This is a genomic window from Rhodococcus sp. B7740 (assembly GCF_000954115.1).
Classification (GTDB): domain Bacteria; phylum Actinomycetota; class Actinomycetes; order Mycobacteriales; family Mycobacteriaceae; genus Rhodococcoides.
The window spans coordinates 3,752,359-3,770,770 of sequence record NZ_CP010797.1 but is presented as its reverse complement, the minus strand read 5'-3'; the positions used below and the strand labels follow the sequence as shown (position 1 = coordinate 3,770,770).

At 66.5% G+C, this 18,412-nt stretch carries 14 protein-coding genes; 3 read left to right on the top strand and 11 right to left on the bottom strand.

All coding sequences use genetic code 11. The annotated features are described in order from the left end of the window. Window positions 1-6 precede the first annotated feature (6 nt). From NY08_RS17415 to NY08_RS17380, 8 genes are all read right to left on the bottom strand, one after another. Entirely contained in the window at window positions 7-1,200 is a 1,194-nt protein-coding gene (locus tag NY08_RS17415; protein WP_045197759.1) for an N-acetylmuramoyl-L-alanine amidase, read from the bottom strand. A gap of 136 nt (window positions 1,201-1,336) precedes the next feature. Continuing rightward, window positions 1,337-1,669, bottom strand: a complete 333-nt coding sequence (gene trxA / locus NY08_RS17410) for a thioredoxin (RefSeq protein WP_008711582.1) — start codon at window positions 1,667-1,669, stop codon at window positions 1,337-1,339. 34 nt (window positions 1,670-1,703) lie between these two features. After that, complete coding sequence (trxB, locus tag NY08_RS17405) at window positions 1,704-2,693, bottom strand: thioredoxin-disulfide reductase (RefSeq protein ID WP_045200658.1); 990 nt, start codon at window positions 2,691-2,693, stop codon at window positions 1,704-1,706. 126 nt (window positions 2,694-2,819) lie between these two features. After that, window positions 2,820-3,548 carry a hypothetical protein gene (locus NY08_RS17400; protein ID WP_045197757.1) on the bottom strand — a complete coding sequence of 243 codons (729 nt, stop codon included), beginning with the start codon at window positions 3,546-3,548 and terminating at the stop codon, window positions 2,820-2,822. Between the two features lie 59 nt (window positions 3,549-3,607). Continuing rightward, window positions 3,608-4,189: an RNA polymerase sigma factor SigM gene (sigM, locus tag NY08_RS17395; protein WP_032396975.1), complete on the bottom strand. Its 582-nt coding sequence runs from the start codon at window positions 4,187-4,189 to the stop codon at window positions 3,608-3,610. Window positions 4,190-4,288: 99 nt separating this feature from the next. Continuing rightward, entirely contained in the window at window positions 4,289-8,464 is a 4,176-nt protein-coding gene (locus NY08_RS17390; protein ID WP_082073858.1) for a lipid II flippase MurJ, read from the bottom strand. Next, entirely contained in the window at window positions 8,461-10,866 is a 2,406-nt protein-coding gene (locus NY08_RS17385) for a hypothetical protein (RefSeq protein ID WP_045200654.1), read from the bottom strand. The genes NY08_RS17390 and NY08_RS17385 overlap by 4 nt, the downstream gene beginning before the upstream one ends. Before the next feature lie 2 nt (window positions 10,867-10,868). After that, window positions 10,869-11,429: an NUDIX hydrolase gene (locus NY08_RS17380; RefSeq protein ID WP_045200652.1), complete on the bottom strand. Its 561-nt coding sequence runs from the start codon at window positions 11,427-11,429 to the stop codon at window positions 10,869-10,871. 101 nt (window positions 11,430-11,530) lie between these two features. On the opposite strand from NY08_RS17380, the gene NY08_RS17375 reads away from it, so the two are divergent. Next, the gene (locus tag NY08_RS17375) at window positions 11,531-12,997 is read left to right on the top strand and encodes a CCA tRNA nucleotidyltransferase (RefSeq protein WP_045197755.1); all 1,467 of its coding nucleotides are present in this window, start codon (window positions 11,531-11,533) and stop codon (window positions 12,995-12,997) included. 51 nt (window positions 12,998-13,048) lie between these two features. On the opposite strand, the gene NY08_RS17370 is transcribed toward NY08_RS17375, so the two are convergent. From NY08_RS17370 to NY08_RS17360, 3 genes are read right to left on the bottom strand one after another with little or no spacing between them, the layout of a single operon-like run. Next, window positions 13,049-14,545: a DUF4185 domain-containing protein gene (locus tag NY08_RS17370; protein WP_045197753.1), complete on the bottom strand. Its 1,497-nt coding sequence runs from the start codon at window positions 14,543-14,545 to the stop codon at window positions 13,049-13,051. A gap of 59 nt (window positions 14,546-14,604) precedes the next feature. Next, a complete protein-coding gene (locus tag NY08_RS17365) occupies window positions 14,605-15,891 on the bottom strand; it encodes an MFS transporter (RefSeq protein ID WP_045197752.1) in 1,287 nt (428 codons plus the stop codon). A gap of 24 nt (window positions 15,892-15,915) precedes the next feature. Beyond that, entirely contained in the window at window positions 15,916-16,845 is a 930-nt protein-coding gene (locus tag NY08_RS17360; protein ID WP_045197750.1) for an NAD-dependent epimerase/dehydratase family protein, read from the bottom strand. A 117-nt stretch (window positions 16,846-16,962) separates the two neighbouring features. Between NY08_RS17360 and NY08_RS17355 the strand changes: the two genes are divergently transcribed. Further along, complete coding sequence (locus tag NY08_RS17355) at window positions 16,963-17,652, top strand: TetR/AcrR family transcriptional regulator (protein WP_045197748.1); 690 nt, start codon at window positions 16,963-16,965, stop codon at window positions 17,650-17,652. 86 nt (window positions 17,653-17,738) lie between these two features. After that, complete coding sequence (locus NY08_RS17350; protein ID WP_032396966.1) at window positions 17,739-18,356, top strand: YqgE/AlgH family protein; 618 nt, start codon at window positions 17,739-17,741, stop codon at window positions 18,354-18,356. The last annotated feature ends 56 nt before the right edge of the window (window positions 18,357-18,412 follow it).

The following is an 18,412-nucleotide window of genomic DNA, read 5'->3' as shown; positions in this document are numbered from 1 at the left end:
GGTCGGTCAGGGGCGATCGGAGGCTGCGAGTTCTTCGGCGAGCAACTCCGCGAAGGTGAACGTTCCGGTCGGCTGATCGTCCTGCCCGAGTAGATACAGACGTTTGACGGCGATCAGAATTGCTTCGGCGATGATGTCGCGAAACTTCGGGTCGCTGAGCACGTCGACATCGGATTCGTTGGTGAGGTAGCCGAGGTCGATCTGGATGGTCGGCATGTTGGTCAGACGCAACAGATCCCACGTGCGGCCGTGGCTACGGCAGTCCAGAAGCGGTGTGCGAGCGACGATTTCACGCTGCACGTAGCTGGTCAGTACCTGGCCGATCATCGAGGTGGATCCGTGCGAGTTACCGAAGTGGAAGCTTGCGACACCGTTGGCCATGGGGCTGGTGCTCGATGCGCAGCGCAACGAGATCATCAGATCGGCACCCCAGGCATTTGCGGTCTCGGCGCGGTCGGCAACCGAAGGATTGGTTCCGCGCGCACGGGAGAGGAACGTCTCCATGCCGGTCGCGGCCATGCGGCCCTCGAGCCGACTGGCCAGATCCCACAGAATCTCCGATTCGGAGACTCGGCCAAACGCTCCGTCGACGATGTGTCCGGTGTCTGCTCCGCCGAGATCGGGGTCGATGACGATGCGCTTGCCGGTCAACTGCGGGCCGGACTTACGAACGAGTTCTTCCTCGCTCATGGCGTGAGGGGATCCACCGGTGACACGAGTTCCGAGAAGGTCCAGAGAGCGCAGAGTCGCAGGCCCACAGATGCCGTCGGGGGAAAGCCCGATCTCGCGCTGGAACGAGGACAGACCCTCGTGTGTGCGCGGACCGAAGAAGCCGTCGACGCGTTCGCTGTAGAAGCCGAGATCCTGAAGTCTCGTTTGCAACGAGGCGACGTCGTCGCCGTACAGCGGAGCGGACAGCTGATAGATGAGGGTTCGAGCGCCGAGGCGATACGACGCCTCTTTCAACGCGCGATACGTGGCCGGGCCCACCACGCCGTCGACCAGCAGGCCGCGGTGTTGTTGGAAGGCGCGCACGGCACCTCCGAGGGCACCGTCGAACACGGATCCGGGAGCGGTCCAGTGGCCGTCGGCCATCGGACCTGGGGGAACGACTGCTTCGTGGAGAAAGCCGAGTGCCGACAGGGTGCCGCGGACCTCGGCGACGGCGGGTCCGGAATCGCCGTGACTGAGTTCCTGCATCCTCGACAAAGCCTCTCGATCGTTCCGACGGCACTCGCACCTCGCGGCCGATGTGCCGATGCCGAAGCATCGGCACATCAGATGATTGTCGCAGAAAGACTGGCTTCCGCTGCAATCCACACGGTGTGCGGGTGAGTCAGATAACGCCTTCGAGGTCCTTGAGCAGCGCGGCCTTGCCCTTTGCGCCGACAATTTGCTTGACCGGCTTGCCGCCCTGGAAGAGGATCAGCGTCGGAATCGACATGACCTTGAAGTCGCGGGCGGCCTGCGGGTTGGCGTCGATGTCGAGCTTGGCGATGGTGAGCTTGTCCTTGTGCTCGGCCGCGATCTCCTCGAGAACCGGGGCGACCATCTTGCACGGGCCGCACCAGGTGGCCCAGAAATCGACCAGGACGGGCTTCTCACTGGTCAGAACATCGTCGACGAACGATGCGTCGGTGATGGTGACGGTGCTCTTGTCGTCGGACATATCTATCTCCTCGATATTGGAAGCTCGGTGCCTGTCAGGCGTTGACGGCGTCGACCGGTTGGTCGGCGTGTTCGAGTGTGTTGGTGGTGATATCGCCCTGCTCGGCCAACCAACGCTCGGCGTCGATCGACGCGGTGCAGCCCGTACCCGCAGCGGTGATGGCCTGCTGGTACACGTGATCGACGAGGTCTCCGGCAGCGAACACGCCTTCGATGGACGTGGCCGAAGTGGGCGACGCGACCTTGACGTAGCCGGCGTCGTCGAGCTCGACCTGGCCCTTGACCAGTTCGTTGCGGGGGTCGTGACCGATCGCCACGAACATTCCGGTCACGTCCAGGGTGGTCTTCTCGCCGGTGTCGGCGTGTTCGAGCGACAGTCCGGTCACGCTCGTGTCGCCGAGGACCTCGAGCACCTTGGTGTCGGTCAGGAAGCGGATCTTGTCGTTGTTCTTGGCGCGCTCGAGCATGATGCGCGACGCCCGGAACTCGCTGCGGCGGTGCACGATGGTGACACTGCGTGCGAAGCGGGTGAGGAAGGTCGCTTCCTCCATGGCCGAGTCGCCACCACCGATGACGGCGATGTCCTGATCGCGGAAGAAGAAGCCGTCACAGGTGGCGCAGGCGCTGACACCGCGTCCGAGCAGCTTCTCCTCACCCGGGATGGACAGGTAGCGAGCTGCTGCGCCCATCGCGAGGATGATCGCGCGAGCCCGGTAGGTCTCGCCGCCGGCAGAGACGGTCTTGATCGGGCCGGTCAGGTCGAGCTCCTCGACATCCTCGGTTCGGATGTCGGCACCGAATCGCTGAGCTTGCTCGCGCATCTGTTCCATCAGATCGGGGCCCATGATGCCCTCGCGGAACCCGGGGAAATTCTCGACCTCGGTCGTGGTCATCAGCGCACCACCGAACTGCGTTCCCTCGAACAGGATCGGTTCCAGTTCCGCGCGTGCGGCGTAGACGCCGGCGGTGTAACCGGCCGGTCCCGAGCCGACGATGATGAGATCGTGAACCTTGGGGGTACTCAATGCAGACCTTCCGATCTTGTGCGGCGTGTACGTGTCGTCGACAAGCGAGTGCTCAGCGCACACCACTGTCGACGTACATCTGGTCAACACCACCCTAGAGGCAGTTGTTCCCCGGTGAGAGATCCGTCAGCCGATATCGCGACGCGTGAGCACGTCGGGGTTGGCGGTGCCGCAGTCGTTGCCCACCGCGAGGGCGATGAACTGTGAGGGCTGTGCTCCGGCGAGGACGAGCAGGGTTCCGTCTCGGCCGTCGACGCGCACTCGACTGGAGCCGAGAACGGTGGTGGCCGGATCCACATCGTTGGACCGAAGGCAGGCAGCGAGATCGGCCGGATCGGCGAGTGCTCCGGGATCGCGCTTGCCGATGATGCTGAAGGCGAAACCGGAATCGAGGTCGGCGGAATCGAGCACCAGAGACGAATCCGGAGCCTGCGACGGGTCGGCGGCGATCGATTCGGGTTCCTTCGGGGTGTACAGCAGTGCCACGACGGCAACCGACCCGGCCACCAGAAGTGCTGCGGCAGCGGCAGTTCCGAGGACGACACGTCGTCTTCGGGGACGGAGCGGAACGATGACCTCCGGCGCGGATGCCGATCGCTCGACCGTCTGGATAGTGCGGTCGATCTGCCGGGCGACCTCGGGCGGAATCGACAACGTTCCGGTGGGGTCCTCACCCATCTCGTGGAGTCGAGCCGAGACGGCGTCGAGACCGGCGAGGATCCGCATCGAATCCTCGTCGAGACGAACCAGTGGCCACAGTCGTCTGCTGACGTCCTCGGGAAGTGCATCCGCATGCAGATCGGCGAGTAGTTCCGGCGAGAACGGGGCTTGTGGAGCGTCGGTGCTCGACGACACGTTCCTGCCTCCCTCCGCCGAATCTGCTTTCCCTCTCACACGGTATAGACGCGAGAGGGTCAGATTCGGTTCCCTGCATCTTTCAGATACGCGAGCTGTGTCGAGAGTTTGAGGCGGCCGCGGGCGCATCGACTCTTGACGGTACCGGTGGGAACACCGAGCAACACGGCAGCGTCGGCCACCGAATAGCCCTCCATGTCCACGATGACGACGGCTGCGCGTTGGTCGGGTGGCAACGTCATCAGAGCCTGTCGAACGAGAATGCTCGTCTCCGTCTCGGAGATCCGGTCCCTGGGCGAAACGGGCTCGTGACTTTCGTTCTCGCTCAACGGAACCGACGGCCGAGCCTTGTTTCTTCGGATGCGGTCCAGGCAGGCATTGACGACGATCTTGTGTAACCAACTTCGCACCGCGGCGTCGGCGCGAAACGACCCGGCCGTGCGGTGAGCGGAGAGCAGTGCCTCCTGCAGAGCATCGGAGGCGTCCTCGGGCGTGTAGCTGGTGCGTCGAGCCGTCAGCCACAGATGTTCGTGATGTCGGTAGATCAGCGTGGCGAAGGCATTCGGCTCCCCGGCCGCATGGGCAGCAAGAAGCTCCGCATCCGTGCGCTCCCCTGGCGCCGAATCGAAACGTTCGGTCATACGAAAACGGCTCCCCCCGTGTTAACGCATTGGGGGGAGCCTAAGCCATCGAGACCGCGAAGTACGAAACAAGTCGGTATCGGCTACCGAAAGCCCGATTTAGGAGTCGAAACCGATCCCGGAGATCGAGGTGGCGATGCGGCCGCCCTGCTCGCCGAGTCGGGTGATCCAGACGAGCACGTTCGCGGTCGGCTCCGCGTCGCTCAGGGCGATGTCGGTGCGGCCGTTCTGCAGTGTGGCTTCACCGAGGAGCGTGGTGTCGCTGAGACTGGGCGAGCCGTTCGGGGCCGACCGGATCTCGACGACAGTTCCGGGAGATGTCGACTCGATCCATGCGTTCTGCAGCGTCGAGGACGGAATGGACACGAGCAGCCCGACGCCGTTCTTGAGGGCCGGGAACTGCTGGAAGTACGAGTCGGTCGTCCACGCTGTGCTGGGGTCGTTGTCGATCGCGTTGGACGCGGTGCTGGGGTTGTCGGCGGAACCCTGAGGTGAGAACACGCTGACGTCCTCCATCGCCACGGGTCCACCGGTCTCGGCCGGCGGCGCAGCGGTCGCATCGCCCGCCGGTGGCGCCGTGGCAGGAGTGGTGAGACCGAAGTCCTGGGTGTCGAGCGGAGTGTCGGTGTCGTTGCCGGCAATCGAGGTGAACAGCCAGAAGCCGGCGAATGCGAGAACCACCACCGTCAGGGCACCGAGCACCGCGATGGCGATGTTGGTGCGCATCGACTTGGCCTTCTCGGCAGCGATCTCCTCGGGATCGGCGAGCGAGTGCCCACTGGCACCTGGCGCTCGTTGGCCCAGTCGCAGCGCCGGCATCAGATCCGTCTTGTCGTTGACCACTGCTGCTTGATCGAGAACGTGCTGCACGGTGGCAGCGGTCCTGATGCCGCTGTTCTGTTCCAATGCCCGCACGGCGACGGCGGAGATCTCGAACGGAACGTCCGGACGAACCTGCCTCGGCTCGAGCGGGGCACCCTTGTCGTCACGGTCGGCCGGACGCATGCCACCGACGCTGCGTGCCGGAGCTGCATCACCGGACACGACGGCATCGCCGGTGGTGTCGGACAGCGGCCACTTGGCGGTGATCAGGGCGTAGAGCATCGCGCCGAGTCCGCGGACGTCCGAACTCGGGTCGGCGTCGGCCAGTGTCGCGGGGAATGCGAGGACGGCGTTGCCGCTCGAGCTGATACGCACCCGATCGGGGTGGTCGATCGACAGGGCACCTCCGCTGCGGTGCGCTGCCTCGGCCGCTGCGGCGAGGACCTTGATCGCACGCGCAGCGCCGGTCGGTGAGGGCACGGTGTCGGCCATCTCACGCAGTGAGCGGCCGGGAGTCCACTCCGCGACGACGATGCCGCCGGAGCTGCCACGTACCACGTCGAGCACGCGGGCGAGGCCGGGCGAATTGATCCGACCCAGACGCAGCGTGCGCGAGAGAATCGCCTGCGGTCCCTGCGTGCGGTCGTCGGTCGAGGCGGTCGATTGCTGATCGGCGTCGACGAACGTCAAAGCGACCTCGCGATCGAGCTTGACGTCGTGTGCCTGCCAGAACTTGAGTCCACGTGCTCCGCCGTGAGGTGCCAGCAGTCGGTAGCGGCCACCGGCAACGGAGGCACCGGGAATGAGCGTCGGGCCGCGGAGCGTGCGCTCGGGAGCGCTCGCCGGGGCTGCTGCAGTGGCACCCTCGTCGGTGCTGTCCGAGTCGGAGGCGTCGGGTGTGGCCGGTGCCGCTTCGGTCTTCTCGGAATCCGCATCCGCTGTGGACTCAGCGTCGGCCGCAGGCTTCGACTCCTGTGTGGCCTTCTTGTCGCTGTCGGCTTCGACCGGGAGATCGGCCTTCGAGATGGAGACGGTCTTGTCGGTCGGACGCGCCGCGAGAGCGGCCTTGGAGATGGAGACCGTCTTGTCGGCCGGCTTCGGGGCAGGCTTGTCGGCTGCCTTCTCGGCGTCCGGCTCGGGAGCTGCGGCCGACTTCTTCGCTTCGGGTGCAGCCTTCGGCTCGGCCGGTGTCTCGGCCGGCTTCGGTGTCTCGGCGGGCTTCGCACTCTTCGATGGCGAGGCAGCGTCGGCCTTCACGGGTTCGGTGCGGTCCTGGGTGTCGACCTCGACGCCGCCGCCGCTCGTTCGGTCGGCTTCGCTTGCTGGAGATTGTGCCGGCCCCCCAGCAACTTCGTCGTCGGTCACTGTCACTCCTTCAGGCGAATATGCCCCGTGTTGTCCTGCAAAAGGTCGACCTGCGTTGGCTTCTGCCCCCGGGTGCCGATGACCAGGGTACGGGAGCCGATCCCGCGCAGTGTCCCATGTGGGCTCGGTTCGAATAACCGGAATCACGCCGGTTTCTGCGGCGGCCGGATCGGTGTCCGTCCGAGCAGTTGTGCCGCGGAATTTCCGAACGACGCGGCTCAGGGCCACGGTGACTGCCAGGACTTCGGGAATCTTGCCGAACCAGAGTATCGAGAAGGTGATGCCGAGCATGATGACGGCGTCGATCGCGACGCGGACGAAGTTGCCGATCCAGCCGTTCGTCATGGCGTCGAGACCCAGGATCCGGTCGATCGCGAGCATGGCCGCACCGCCGGCCAGTGAGGCGATGAGGACCAGCCAGACCGTCTTGCCGACGTTGGCCATCCGCAGGCGGCCCAGGCTCTTGTGTAGCAGGTATCCGCCGATGATCGCGCCGACCGTATACCCGAGGCCGGTCGCTGCGCCGAGGAGCAGCACCACCTGATCCGGGTCGGACGCGACGATCGGGGCGAGCAGAGACAGTCCGATCTTGACGGCGGTGATGCCGAGGATGATCCACGTCGGCGTCCAGGCCTTCTCGCGGGCGTAGAACACGCGGAGATGGATCAGGACGAGGGCGTACGGGATGAGGGAGAACGCCGACCAGCTCACGGCCTCGCCGAGTCGGGGTGCGACATCGGCGAACCGGCCGAAGCCGTACAGCGCCTCGCCCACCCACGGTCCCGCGAAGGTCAGGAACACCACGATCGGCACCAGCGCGACCATCGTCAGGCGGGTGGCGACCGAGAGGTCGTCGACGACGGACGGGGTGTCACCGTTGGCGGCGTTGCGGCTGAGTCTGGGCATGATGGCCGTCAGAACCGTCACGCCGAGGATGCCGTAAGGCAGCTGCAGGACGATCCAGGCCTGCGAGTAGATCACGTTGCTCGCGTCGTCGGTGCCCGACGCGATCCTGGTGGCCACGATCAGCCCGATCTGGCTGATGACGACGTAGAGCACGATCGCGGCGGCCATCGCGCCGAACTTCTTCAGGCGCTCGTCGAATCCCCAGAGCGGGCGCAGGTCGATGCGTTCACGGCGCAGAGCCGGGATCAGCGCGACGACCTGGGTGATGACACCGGCAGTGACTCCGAGGCCGAGAACGAGGAGTTTGGGGTTGCCCATCTCGACCGGGTTCACGCTGATCTCGCCCGGCATGAAGAAGTACAGCGCGAAGACGCCGAGCACGATCAGGTTGTTGTACACCGGTGCCCAGGCCCCGGGCTTGAAGTTCTGCCGGGTGTTGAGCACCGCCGTGAGCAGGCCGGACAATCCGTAGAACATCAGCGCGGGCAACACCAGGTAGGTGAACGCGATGGTCAGGTCCTCGTTGACCTTCGGATCGCCGTCGAGCATCAGCCGCGCCAGCAGCGGGGCCGCGATCGTTGCGGCCAGCGCCACGGTTCCGAGCAGCGCCACCGCGATGGTGAACAGCCGTCGAACGAATGCTCGCCCGCCGTCGGCGTCCTCCTGCTCGGCCCGGACCAACACCGGAACGACGATCGCTCCGAGCACCGCACCGAGGACCAGTTCGGAGATCATGTTCGGCAGGATCGTCGAGACGGTGAACGCACTGGCCAGCCCTGCCCCGAGGGTGGCCGTCATGGCGACCTGCTTGGCGAATCCGGTGATTCGGCTGACCAGGGTCGCCACCGCGATCGAACCCGACGCAGCCAGCAGTGACTTCTGCGGTTTCGGCTCGGGTTGCGGCGCCGAGTCGGACCCCTTCGGCGGAAGCTCTGTCGGCGGGACCGTTCCGGAGGGTGCCTGCGGGTAATCCTCCTCGCGGAAGCGCGGGATGAGTTGGGTGACGGTGTCGTCGGCGGCGGGCTGCCCGTCGAGCGGCGGCGGTGCCGGGTACGAGCGCAGCTCCGGCCGCGCCTGCCGCTCCCAGGGCGCGGACCGCGGTGGCGTCGTTCGTCGGAACACCTGCGACGCGGGCAGGCGTGACCGCGGCAGGTCGCCGTCGTACGGGACGTTGCCAGTCATGGTCTCTCGTACCCTTCGTCGGCCGGGTCTGGTTGACCTCTGAATCGATGCCAGAGGCGTCGACCTGCAAGTAACAGTAGGAGAGCTCCGGCGCAGGCGGTAATTATCGCCAGTGCCTGGCCGTATGCGTTCGATCGCACGGACACCGTGGACACTTCGCCGAGCCGGGAGCCGTCGAGCGTGGTGACGGAGAAGTCGACGGACAGGTTGCGCGTGTCGTCGACCTCGGCCGGGACGGTGATGGTCCGTGATCCCCGGGCCGGAAGTTGGGTGACGCCGACGTCACTGATCGTCATCTCCGGTGGTGCGTCGACCTGGAGCAGCACGTTGACCGGGACGGGGAGGTCGTTGCGGGCGACGAGCAGCAGCGGGCTCTGTTCCGAGGCGAGGGTGTAGACGCCGCCGGGGGCCAGCACGGTCACCGATCCGTAGATGGTGTCCAGTCCGATGCGGATTGCCGCGAGTCGGTCGCGTGCCATGGTGCCGGTTCGTTCGCTGGCGGCGCTCGCGCGACCTGCCGTCGACAGCGCGCGGAGCATGTCCTCGCGCAGCGGAGCGGTGTACAGGCGTGGAGTCAGCGCCGACTGCGGATCCTCGACGAGCGATTGCATCAGGGTGTCGACTCGGGCGCTCTGCGATCGCACCAGGTCGATGGTGCCGGTATCGAGTTCGGTGGCCGCGTCGATGCCGGTCACCGGAGTTCCGGTCGTGGGCTCGGTGAGCAACTCGGCCAGAGGCCGCGGCGTCGCCAGTCCGGACCGCAGCAGCGAGGACACCGTCGACAGAATCGCCGACGGTTCGTCTCCGCCCGCGGTCCAGTACTGCGGGGGCGCGACGGTGACGGTGCGTCCGGGCCGATCGGCACCGACGAGGGCGTGGAAGTTGACGGCTCCGAGCGCGTCCTGCAGGCGTGCGGTGCGCGAGTCCGTGGCGAGGTCGAAGCGTTGGTCGGAGGGAGTGAGGGCAGGCGTGGACGGCGTGGCTCCGACGCCGGCCAATGCCGCTGCGGTGGCGGCGTCGTAGTGGGTGGCGGCCAGCGGTTGGGTCTGCTCGGTTCCGGTCGATGCACTGTCGGTCGTCGCCAGCAGGGAGGTCGGGGCCGAGGTCGGCGGGCTGATGCTGTTGTCGGCGACCAGGACGGTGCCGGTGCCTGCCGCTCGCAGGGCGTCGGCGGTGTTCGCGTCCACCCCACCGGTGGTGCTCCAGGTGAAGCCGCGTGTCGAGGTGATGCCGAGGATGCCGTCGACGATGTCTGCCGGGGCGCTGACGGCACTGCTGAGCAGTGTGGGATCACCGATGTCGGCCACGGCCCCCAGATCGGTCTGGGCGAACGGCATTGCCGTCACGCAGGTGCTCGATGCGATCGTTTCCAGTCGGGACAGCCACTGAGCTGCGGCTGCGCTTCCGGTGCCCTCGCGGGTCGTGCCGGCAGGATCGGCCGGGTTGTCGACGACGAGGTAGCCGCGGGTCATGTTCGAGACGGTAACGAGCAGGTCGGGGTCGAGGCCGATACACAGGCTCGACGCCAGGCGGCCGTCGGGATCGAGGCCGGGTTGTGTCGCGAACTCGACGGCCTTGAGGAGGGTGTCGAGTCGGCCGCCGGTGGCCAGCTCGCCGGCGAGTTCGTCGTCGATCAGCCGAACGCGCTCGTCGACCGAACCGGGTATTCCGGCGGCGAGTCGTGGAATGTCGGCCAGCGGCCACAGAACCGTCATGGCGACGGGGTTGCGGGTGTTGGGAGGCAGCGGCATCGCGTCGGGAGCGGTGGGGTCCATCTCACCGGGGTTGCGGGGCAGTCCGACGACCGGGAGCAGAAAGCGGGCGTCGTCGAGTCGTGCGGTTCCGCCGTATTCGGGAGTGCCGTTGACGTTGAGCAGAAGCGGATAGACGCCAGGGGCCTCGATTCCCAAGGAGGGTTCGGTGGTGCTGCGCAGCTGCATCGACATGTCGAACTGGCGGCTCTCGTCCTTCTCCAGCGACTCGGCCACGGTGACGAAATCGCCGACACGCTCGAAGCGGTCCTGGTCGAGGGTCAGCGAGGTCCGCAGTCCGGCCGTGGTGTCGACGGCATCCGCGGCCTGCATCCGAACACTGACGTCGTCGACGCGGCGGTCCCCGGTGTTCTTCACGGTGGCGCGCACCGTAACGAACGGATCGCTGCTGGTGGTGACGGTGGAGGGGGCGACTGTCTCGATACTCAGCGTCAGGAAGGGGTTGCCGTCCTGCGTCATCGGGGTGTCCGGAACGGCGCTGGTGGTACCGCTCGTATCGCCGACGGAGGAGTCGGGTTGGGCTCCGGCGTCGGGAAGTTGTGCCGGGATCAGTGCCGCGGTGCCGACCGTCGGTGCCACCGCGAGAACGAACGTGGTCAATGCGGCGGCAGCGACCTTCCGGGCCCGCACGATCACTTCCCGCCGGGGATGGATGCGCCCGAGTTGCCGCTGCTCATGTCGTCGATCAGGCGGGTGGCGATGGCGGCGAGTTTGCGTTCGTCGGCGTAGGCGAGCCTGGACGGTAGTTCGGTCAGCGGAACCCACGCGACCTCGGTCACTTCGAGGTCCTCGTCCGAGAGTTCGCCGCCCAGGAATCGGAGCAGGTAGTGGTGGACGGTCTTGTGGACGCGTCGGCCCTCGGTGACGAACCAGTAGTCGATGCTGCCCAGCGAGGCCAGGACGGTACCGCGGATGCCGGTTTCCTCGGCGACCTCGCGCATGGCGGTCTGTTCGGCCGTTTCGCCCTGCTCGATGTGTCCTTTGGGCAGGGACCAGAGGAGGCGTCCGCGACGGTCGGTGCGGCCGATCAGGGCGGCGCAGCGTTTGGCGGGCGGCCCGTCGAGGCCGTCGACCACCAGGCCTCCTGCCGAGGTTTCGCGGACGGTCCTCAGCTTGGGTGCTTCGGTGTCGGCGCGTGCCTGACGCCGCCGCGGGTTGCGGCGGCTCCTGTTCGCACGTTCGGCAGCAGACACCCAATCCATACTAGTTGCCTGTGCGCACTCTTCTACCGTGCCGCACCGCGCGGTGAAGGCCGGGACAATCGTTGGTCTCGGCGCAAGTAGGCTCTTCCACCGTGGCCGATCAGTCCCTGTCCTCCGTTTCCGCCGAGCACACCGATGCCCGCCGGGAGAGGTTGCTGGCGGGAGCTGCTGTGACGCTGCGCGAACTCGCTCCGGTGTTGACTCCGCTGGGTACCTTGTTCGCCGCAGCCGGGCACGAGCTGTACCTCGTGGGCGGCACGGTGCGCGACGCAGTTCTCGGACGACTCGGAACCGATCTGGATTTCACCACCGACGCCAGGCCCGAGAACGTTCAGGCGTTGCTGTCGGGCTGGGCGGACCATCAGTGGGACACCGGCATCGCGTTCGGGACGATCAGTGCGGCCAAGGACGGCCAGACGATCGAGATCACCACCTATCGCACCGACTCTTACGATCAGGTCTCCCGTAATCCCGAGGTGCAGTACGGCAACAGCCTCGAAGAGGATCTCGTGCGCCGCGATTTCACGGTCAACGCCATGGCTGTGCGTCTCGGAGCCGACGGCGCCCAGGAATTCGTCGATCCGCTCGGCGGGATGGATGCGCTGCTCGAGGGCGTACTCGATACCCCGTCGGCACCGGAGGTCTCGTTCGGCGACGATCCGTTGCGGATGCTGCGGGCTGCGCGGTTCGTCTCCCAGCTGGGCTTCTCGCTGATGCCTCGGGTGCACCGAGCCATCGAGGACATGGCGGATCAGATCGATCGCATCACCGCCGAGCGAATCCAGGTGGAGCTGGACAAGCTGATCCTCGGTGCGCACCCGATCGACGGCATCGACGTGATGTGCGAGACGGGTCTGGCGCAGCGCATCCTTCCCGAGGTGCCCAACATGAAGCTCGAGATCGACGAGCACCACCAGCACAAGGACGTGTACTCGCACTCGTTGACCGTGCTGAAGCAGGCGATCGACCTGGAGGACGGCGATCCCGATCTCGTATTGCGTTGGGCTGCACTGCTGCACGACATCGGCAAGCCCGACACCAAACGCAACGAGCCGGGCGGCGGAGTCAGCTTCCATCACCACGAAGTAGTGGGTGCCAAGCTGGTGCGAAAGCGTATGCGCGCCTTGAAGTATTCGAAGAAGATGATCGAGGACGTCTCGCATCTGGTGTTCCTGCATCTGCGGTTCCATGGCTACGGCAAGGGTCAGTGGACCGACTCTGCCGTCCGCCGCTACGCCACCGATGCCGGCGAGCTACTTCCCAAGCTGCACAAGCTGGTTCGCGCGGATTCGACGACGAGAAACAAGCGACGAGCTGCGGCGCTCCAGGCCACCTACGACGACCTGGAAGAACGCATCGCCCGTATCGCCGAACAGGAGGACCTGGCTCGGGTGCGGCCCGACCTCGACGGCAACGCGATCATGGAGTTGCTGAACATCCCGGCCGGACCCGATGTGGGCAAGGCCTGGAAGTACCTGAAAGAACTGCGCCTGGATCGGGGACCGCTCTCTCGCGAGGAGGCCGAGGCCGCGTTGCTCGAGTGGTGGCCCACCCACTAGGCGCGTCCCGCGCACGTGCGCGAAAGTTCGTAGCCCACTACGAATTTCCGCTCACGACGAGCGCAGCTCGGCTTTGACCAGATAGACGTTGTAGCTGTCCCACTCCGAGACGGTGAAGTACAGCTCGTCCGCCGTCGACCACGGGTGAACGAAGCCGCCATAGGTCTTCGGGTACTCGGCGGTGTCGATCAGGGTCGCCGGCGCGGTCCACTGTCCCTGCGGCGAATTCGCCTCGCGCAGAACGATATCGCCGCGCAGTGGATCGAGATACGTCATCCGCCAGAGGTCCCGGGCCTCGTCGTGATGGACCGACAGTTCCCCGGCCATACCGTCGGCGATGGGGGTGGCCTCGTTCGAGCCGACGGGAGCCCAGGTGCCGTTCACCCAGTACTGGTAGGCCGTCTTGTTCAGCACGTCCGCCTTCGGGACTCGCGCGAGCCCCACCTGTCCGACGCGACCGTTGACGGTGCCGAACATGTACACGTACTCCCCCGCCGGGACCATCGTCGACACCTGGAACTTCGAGAAGCCGAAGACGTTGTCCCACTTGGCATGCTCGTCCTTGACCCAGGTGGAACCGTTGTCGTCCGAGTAGGCGATACCGCCGTAGTTGGTCCACCACATGCCGGGGATCGTGCTCCAGCGCCGAATGGACATGTAGGACATGTACTGCCGATCGTCGATCGCGAACCCAGAGGTGGGGATGACCGTGGTCTCCCAGTTCTCGATCTTGCGCGAGGGCAGCAGTTCGGCTGCGTGGCAACGCGAGTCCTGCACCATCGAGTCCAGGGTCATGCCGTCGGACAGGCCGGTGTCGGTGCTGTGTCCCAGTGCGTTGGATCGCCAGTCGTCGCCGCCGACGACGCCGAATTCCCACCCTTTGCCGAACGAATCGCCGAATGCCACTGCGATCTCGCCGGGCTTGCTCTCCCACATGATGCCGAGGTCGGTGCCGTCGACCTGCCAGCGCTTGTCGGTGCGGTTCTCCGATCCCGGTCCGGTCACCTGCGAGACGACCTCGACGTGTCCGACGGCAGGTGCCGCGGGTGGCATCGTCGTGGGTCCGGGCTCTGCTGGGGTGACGGCGGGAGCGGGCGGCGGGGTTCCCGGGGTACCGCCGGGGCCGGGGATCGGGATGGGAATGGTTTCGGGTTGCGGGTCGATCTCGATGCGGGGGAACGGCAGATGGTCTGCGGAGCCCGATGCCGGTGAATCGGTGTCGTCGGTGAGATCGGGGCACGGGTCCGCACACGGGTCGGTCAGCACATCGGCCTGTACGCGGGTGTTGTTCGGTGCCGGGTCGGGCACCGGCACGAGTTCGATCGACGGGTACGGCACGGGGACCACCACGCGGTCCGGCAACGGCGGCAACTGCGGTGGATTGCCGGGTCCGACAGGTTCGGGCGGATAGTCCCTGGGGTCGAAACCGGTTTCCCCACAAGAGTTCACCGGCGGCGGCGGGGCTGCGAACGCCGGGGGCGCAGCAAGGACGGCCGTACCTGCAGCAACTGCCAGTATGCAGCCGAGCGGTGTCGTACGGCCCTGCATGTGTTGCCCCCGTGATCTCCGACGATACTCATCGGTCCGGTACGAGAAGATACACCACGTCAGAGGCGTGCGCGCCTGGTGTCGATCACCGCTGCGGCCAGGCCGAGGGTATAGATTCCCGCCCCGACGAACACCAGCGTGTGTGCGCTGGGGTCCTGGCTCAGATCGGTCGTGTCGGGGCCGACGGCGAAGGCCGCAGCGGCGAGGGCAGAGACGAATGCCACGTTGAACACGGTGTCCTGCAACGCGAAGACGCGTCCGCGGTGGGCGTCGTCGATCTCGATCTGCATGGCGGCGTCCCCGCTGAGCTTGACGGTCTGCCCGGCGATGCCCAGGAGGAAGGCTCCGATCAGCAAGCTGGTCTGCGTCAGGGCGGAGACGGCTCCGAGCTGCGCCGCGATGGCGAGCACGAGAGCGGAGGCAATCGTGCGGGTGCGACCCAACCGGGGAACGACGAAGGGGGTTATGACGGCAGCGAGGAACATGCCGGTGGCGGTGGCACCCACCGCTATGCCGAAGCCGGCGAGTCCGCCGGGCAAGCTGCTCGCTGTCGTCTCGCGAAGAATCAACACCATGATCAGGGTGTTGATGCCGAACACGATGCGGTGTGCACCGATGCCGATCATCGCGGTCGTGACGCCGGCCGAGCGCCAGACGGCCTGTGCGCCCGATTTCAATCCTGTCGCAACGTCTTTCACAGTACCGTCGGTTCGGCTCGGGGTTCCCGGTCCCAGTGATCGGGGCCGAAACCGTGCCGCCGCGAGAGCGCCTGCGACCGAGCCGGTGGCCGCCAGACCCACGGCGATCCCCGAGCCGACATCGCCGGCACCGACGATGCCGATCACCGCGACAGCCAGGCCGGCACCCGCGGCGGCGAAACCGGAGCCGACGGTTGCAAGGACCGAGTTCATCGGCACCAGCCACGACTGCCGAACCACGTGAGGAAGCGACGCCGACGCTCCGGCGAGCACGAACCGGCTGAGCCCCACGGTGGCCAACGCCAGCAGAAGCAGTGGTGTGGAATCGACCCCACTGCACAGCAGTCCTGCCGTGGCCATGATCAGAACGATGCGAATCAAGTTGGCCCACAGCAGGACCGAGCGGCGATCCCAGCGGTCGAGCAATGCCCCGGCGAACGGTCCGACCACTGAATACGGGACGAGCAACACCGCGAATCCGGCCGCGATCTCGGCCGGGTTCGTCGCACGCTCCGGGTTGAACAGAATGGCACCGCTGAGCGCGGCCTGGAACAACCCGTCGCCGAACTGACCAGCGAACCGAACTGTGGTCAGCTTGCCGACTCCCGGGGACCGGCGCAGTCGGGTACGGAAGGACGCGTCGCTCACCGACGGGACTCTAGCCCCCGCGCGTCATACGGAGACAGCGGGAGTCGAGGCCCACCACGCCATCGTGGCGGCCGTACCGTCGACGAGTGAGGTGGGCTGCTGCCCCAGGATGCTCTCGCTGCGGCTCGAGTCGAGGACATAGGGGTAGCGGAACTGATACAGCGTGTCGCCGAGTTCCTTCATCGGGCCCGGCACCAGCCTCAGTGCGCGCATCACCCAGGCCGGAATGACGCCGACCTTCGGTGCGGTGAGTCCAGCTGCAGCGGAGAACATCTCGATCATGGATCGCTGCGATACCGCGGGAGCTGTCGGGGCATGCAGGACGGTGTTCCACAGCGACGGCGACGCGGCGGCGGTGATCATCGCGGCTGCCAGATCCGGGACGTAGGTGAACGAGTGGGGTAGATCGGCGGAGGCGACGACGCGGACCGGCTTGCCGGCCAGGATCGGCGCAATCACCCGCTCCCCCATGTGGGAGGCCAGCACGCGTGGCCCGTAGAAATCCGAGGCGGCGACGCTGACGGTGGGGGTCGCGTGCGCATCACGCGCAGCGAGGAGCTCGGTACGTACTCCCAGTTTCCGGAACGTCGCGTCTCGGGGCGAGTCCTCGCGGATCGGTCCGTCGACCCGGCCGTAGGCGTAGAGACTCTCGGGGAACGCGACGACGGTGCCCGCGGCCGCGTCGAGCACCCGCTTTTCCATCGCTTCGAGCTTGTCCCGCCACACCTTGTCCTCGTAGGCGACGTGGGTGCAGTGATAGATCGCGGTGGCACCGCTCAGATGGGGTCGAAGATCGTCGGATTCGATGTCGACGGCGCGGCGTTCGATCATCGGATGATCCGGTCCGCTACCCGACCGGGTGAGGACGCGCACCGAGTGGCCCTGTGCCGCAGGTTGTTCGGCGACGGTCCAGCCGACGGGCCCGGCTCCGGTGACGACGTGTAGTTCGGTCATGACTGCTCCAATTCGGTAAACGAGAGCGGTGCTCTCTGATGTGTCGAGTGTGCACCCGTGGCGGCAATAAAGCAAGAGCAGTGCTCTCCAAAAAGAGCGGCAGTTACTGTGAGAGCCATGGCGAGCACCCCCCGCACCCGAGCCCGTGCGCAGACCTTGGCCGACATCACGCGGATCGGACGCGAGCACCTGGCCGCCGACGGTGCCGCGGCCCTGTCGCTGCGGGCAGTCGCCCGGGACCTCGGCGTCGTGTCCTCCGCCGTCTACCGGTACGTCGCCAGCCGCGACGAGCTGCTGACCCTGCTCGTCGTCGACGGATACACCGAGCTCGGGGACGCTGTCGACGCGGCGGTGGACGCGGTGGACAGTCCCAGGGAGAAGTTCCTCGCGCTCGGCCGGACGGTTCGACAGTGGGGACTGCGGGAGCCGGCGCGTTACGCGTTGCTGTTCGGCAGCCCGGTGCCCGGCTATCACGCGCCCGCGGAGCAGACCACCGGGCCGGGCACGCGCGTGATCACCACGTTGGTGGCCGTCCTCCACTCGGCGTGGCAGACACGTCGACCGGACGTCGAGGCCGATCCGCCGGAGCTGGCGTCACTGCACGGAAGCTTCGAGGACATCCGTGCGCAGATGGAGACGGATCTGCCCGACGGGCTGATCGCACTGGGAGTCATGGTGTGGGCGTCGCTGTTCGGGGCCATCAGCTTCGACGTGTTCGATCAGTACGGTGCCACGACCTTCGCCAACAGGGACGACTTGTTCGAGTATCAGTTGGGACTTCTCACCGAGATCGCCGGGCTCCGGTAGGGCCGAGGCGGGAGTGGAGCCCGCGGAACGACCCATGGAAACTGGCCGCGGTGCTTGCGCCACATCGGCGGGTGCGCGGTGCCACAATGGCTAGCGTGGCATCGCATGCGGAGGAACCCGAGGACCAGACGACATCGGCCTTGCGCGATGTCCGCCCAGGCAGCCTGTTGGTGTCGTCCATCGAACTGGTGGAGCCCACGTTTCGGCGCACCGTCATCTACATCATCGAACACAATGATGCGGGCAGCCTCGGTGTCGTGATCAACCGTCCCAGCGATACCGCGGTGCAGAACGTGCTGCCCAACTGGTCCGAGCTGGCCGCCAAGCCGCAGGCGCTGTACGTCGGTGGCCCGGTCAAGCGCGATTCGGCGCTGTGCCTGGCGACGCTGCGGACCGGCGTGTCGCTCGACGGCGTTGCCGGTCTACGACGCGTCGACGGCCGAGTGGTGATGGTCGATCTCGATTCCGATCCTGCCGATATCGCCCCACTGGTCGAAGGTGTCCGCATCTTCGCCGGGTACTCGGGGTGGACGTTCGGCCAGCTCGAAGGTGAACTGGACCGGGAAGACTGGATGGTGTTGTCTGCCTTGCCATCCGATGTGATCGGTCCACCACGCATCGACCTGTGGGCCCATGTGTTGCGTCGGCAGCCGATGCCGTTGGCGCTGCTGGCATCCCATCCGATCGACGTCGACCGGAACTGAGTGCTACGCAGTGGTGCGGTCAGGTGCCACCCAGGGCACTCAACCGCACCACTGCC

Bases quoted from the DNA above. Each gene is read 5' to 3' on its own strand.
- NY08_RS17415 (WP_045197759.1), bottom strand. From the start codon at position 1,200: ATGCAGGAACTCAGTCACGGCGATTCCGGACCCGCCGTCGCCGAGGTC.
- trxA (WP_008711582.1), bottom strand. From the start codon at position 1,669: ATGTCCGACGACAAGAGCACCGTCACCATCACCGACGCATCGTTCGTC.
- sigM (WP_032396975.1), bottom strand. From the start codon at position 4,189: ATGACCGAACGTTTCGATTCGGCGCCAGGGGAGCGCACGGATGCGGAG.
- NY08_RS17390 (WP_082073858.1), bottom strand. From the start codon at position 8,464: ATGACTGGCAACGTCCCGTACGACGGCGACCTGCCGCGGTCACGCCTG.
- NY08_RS17370 (WP_045197753.1), bottom strand. From the start codon at position 14,545: ATGCAGGGCCGTACGACACCGCTCGGCTGCATACTGGCAGTTGCTGCA.
- NY08_RS17360 (WP_045197750.1), bottom strand. From the start codon at position 16,845: ATGACCGAACTACACGTCGTCACCGGAGCCGGGCCCGTCGGCTGGACC.
- NY08_RS17355 (WP_045197748.1), top strand. From the start codon at position 16,963: ATGGCGAGCACCCCCCGCACCCGAGCCCGTGCGCAGACCTTGGCCGAC.
- NY08_RS17350 (WP_032396966.1), top strand. From the start codon at position 17,739: ATGGCTAGCGTGGCATCGCATGCGGAGGAACCCGAGGACCAGACGACA.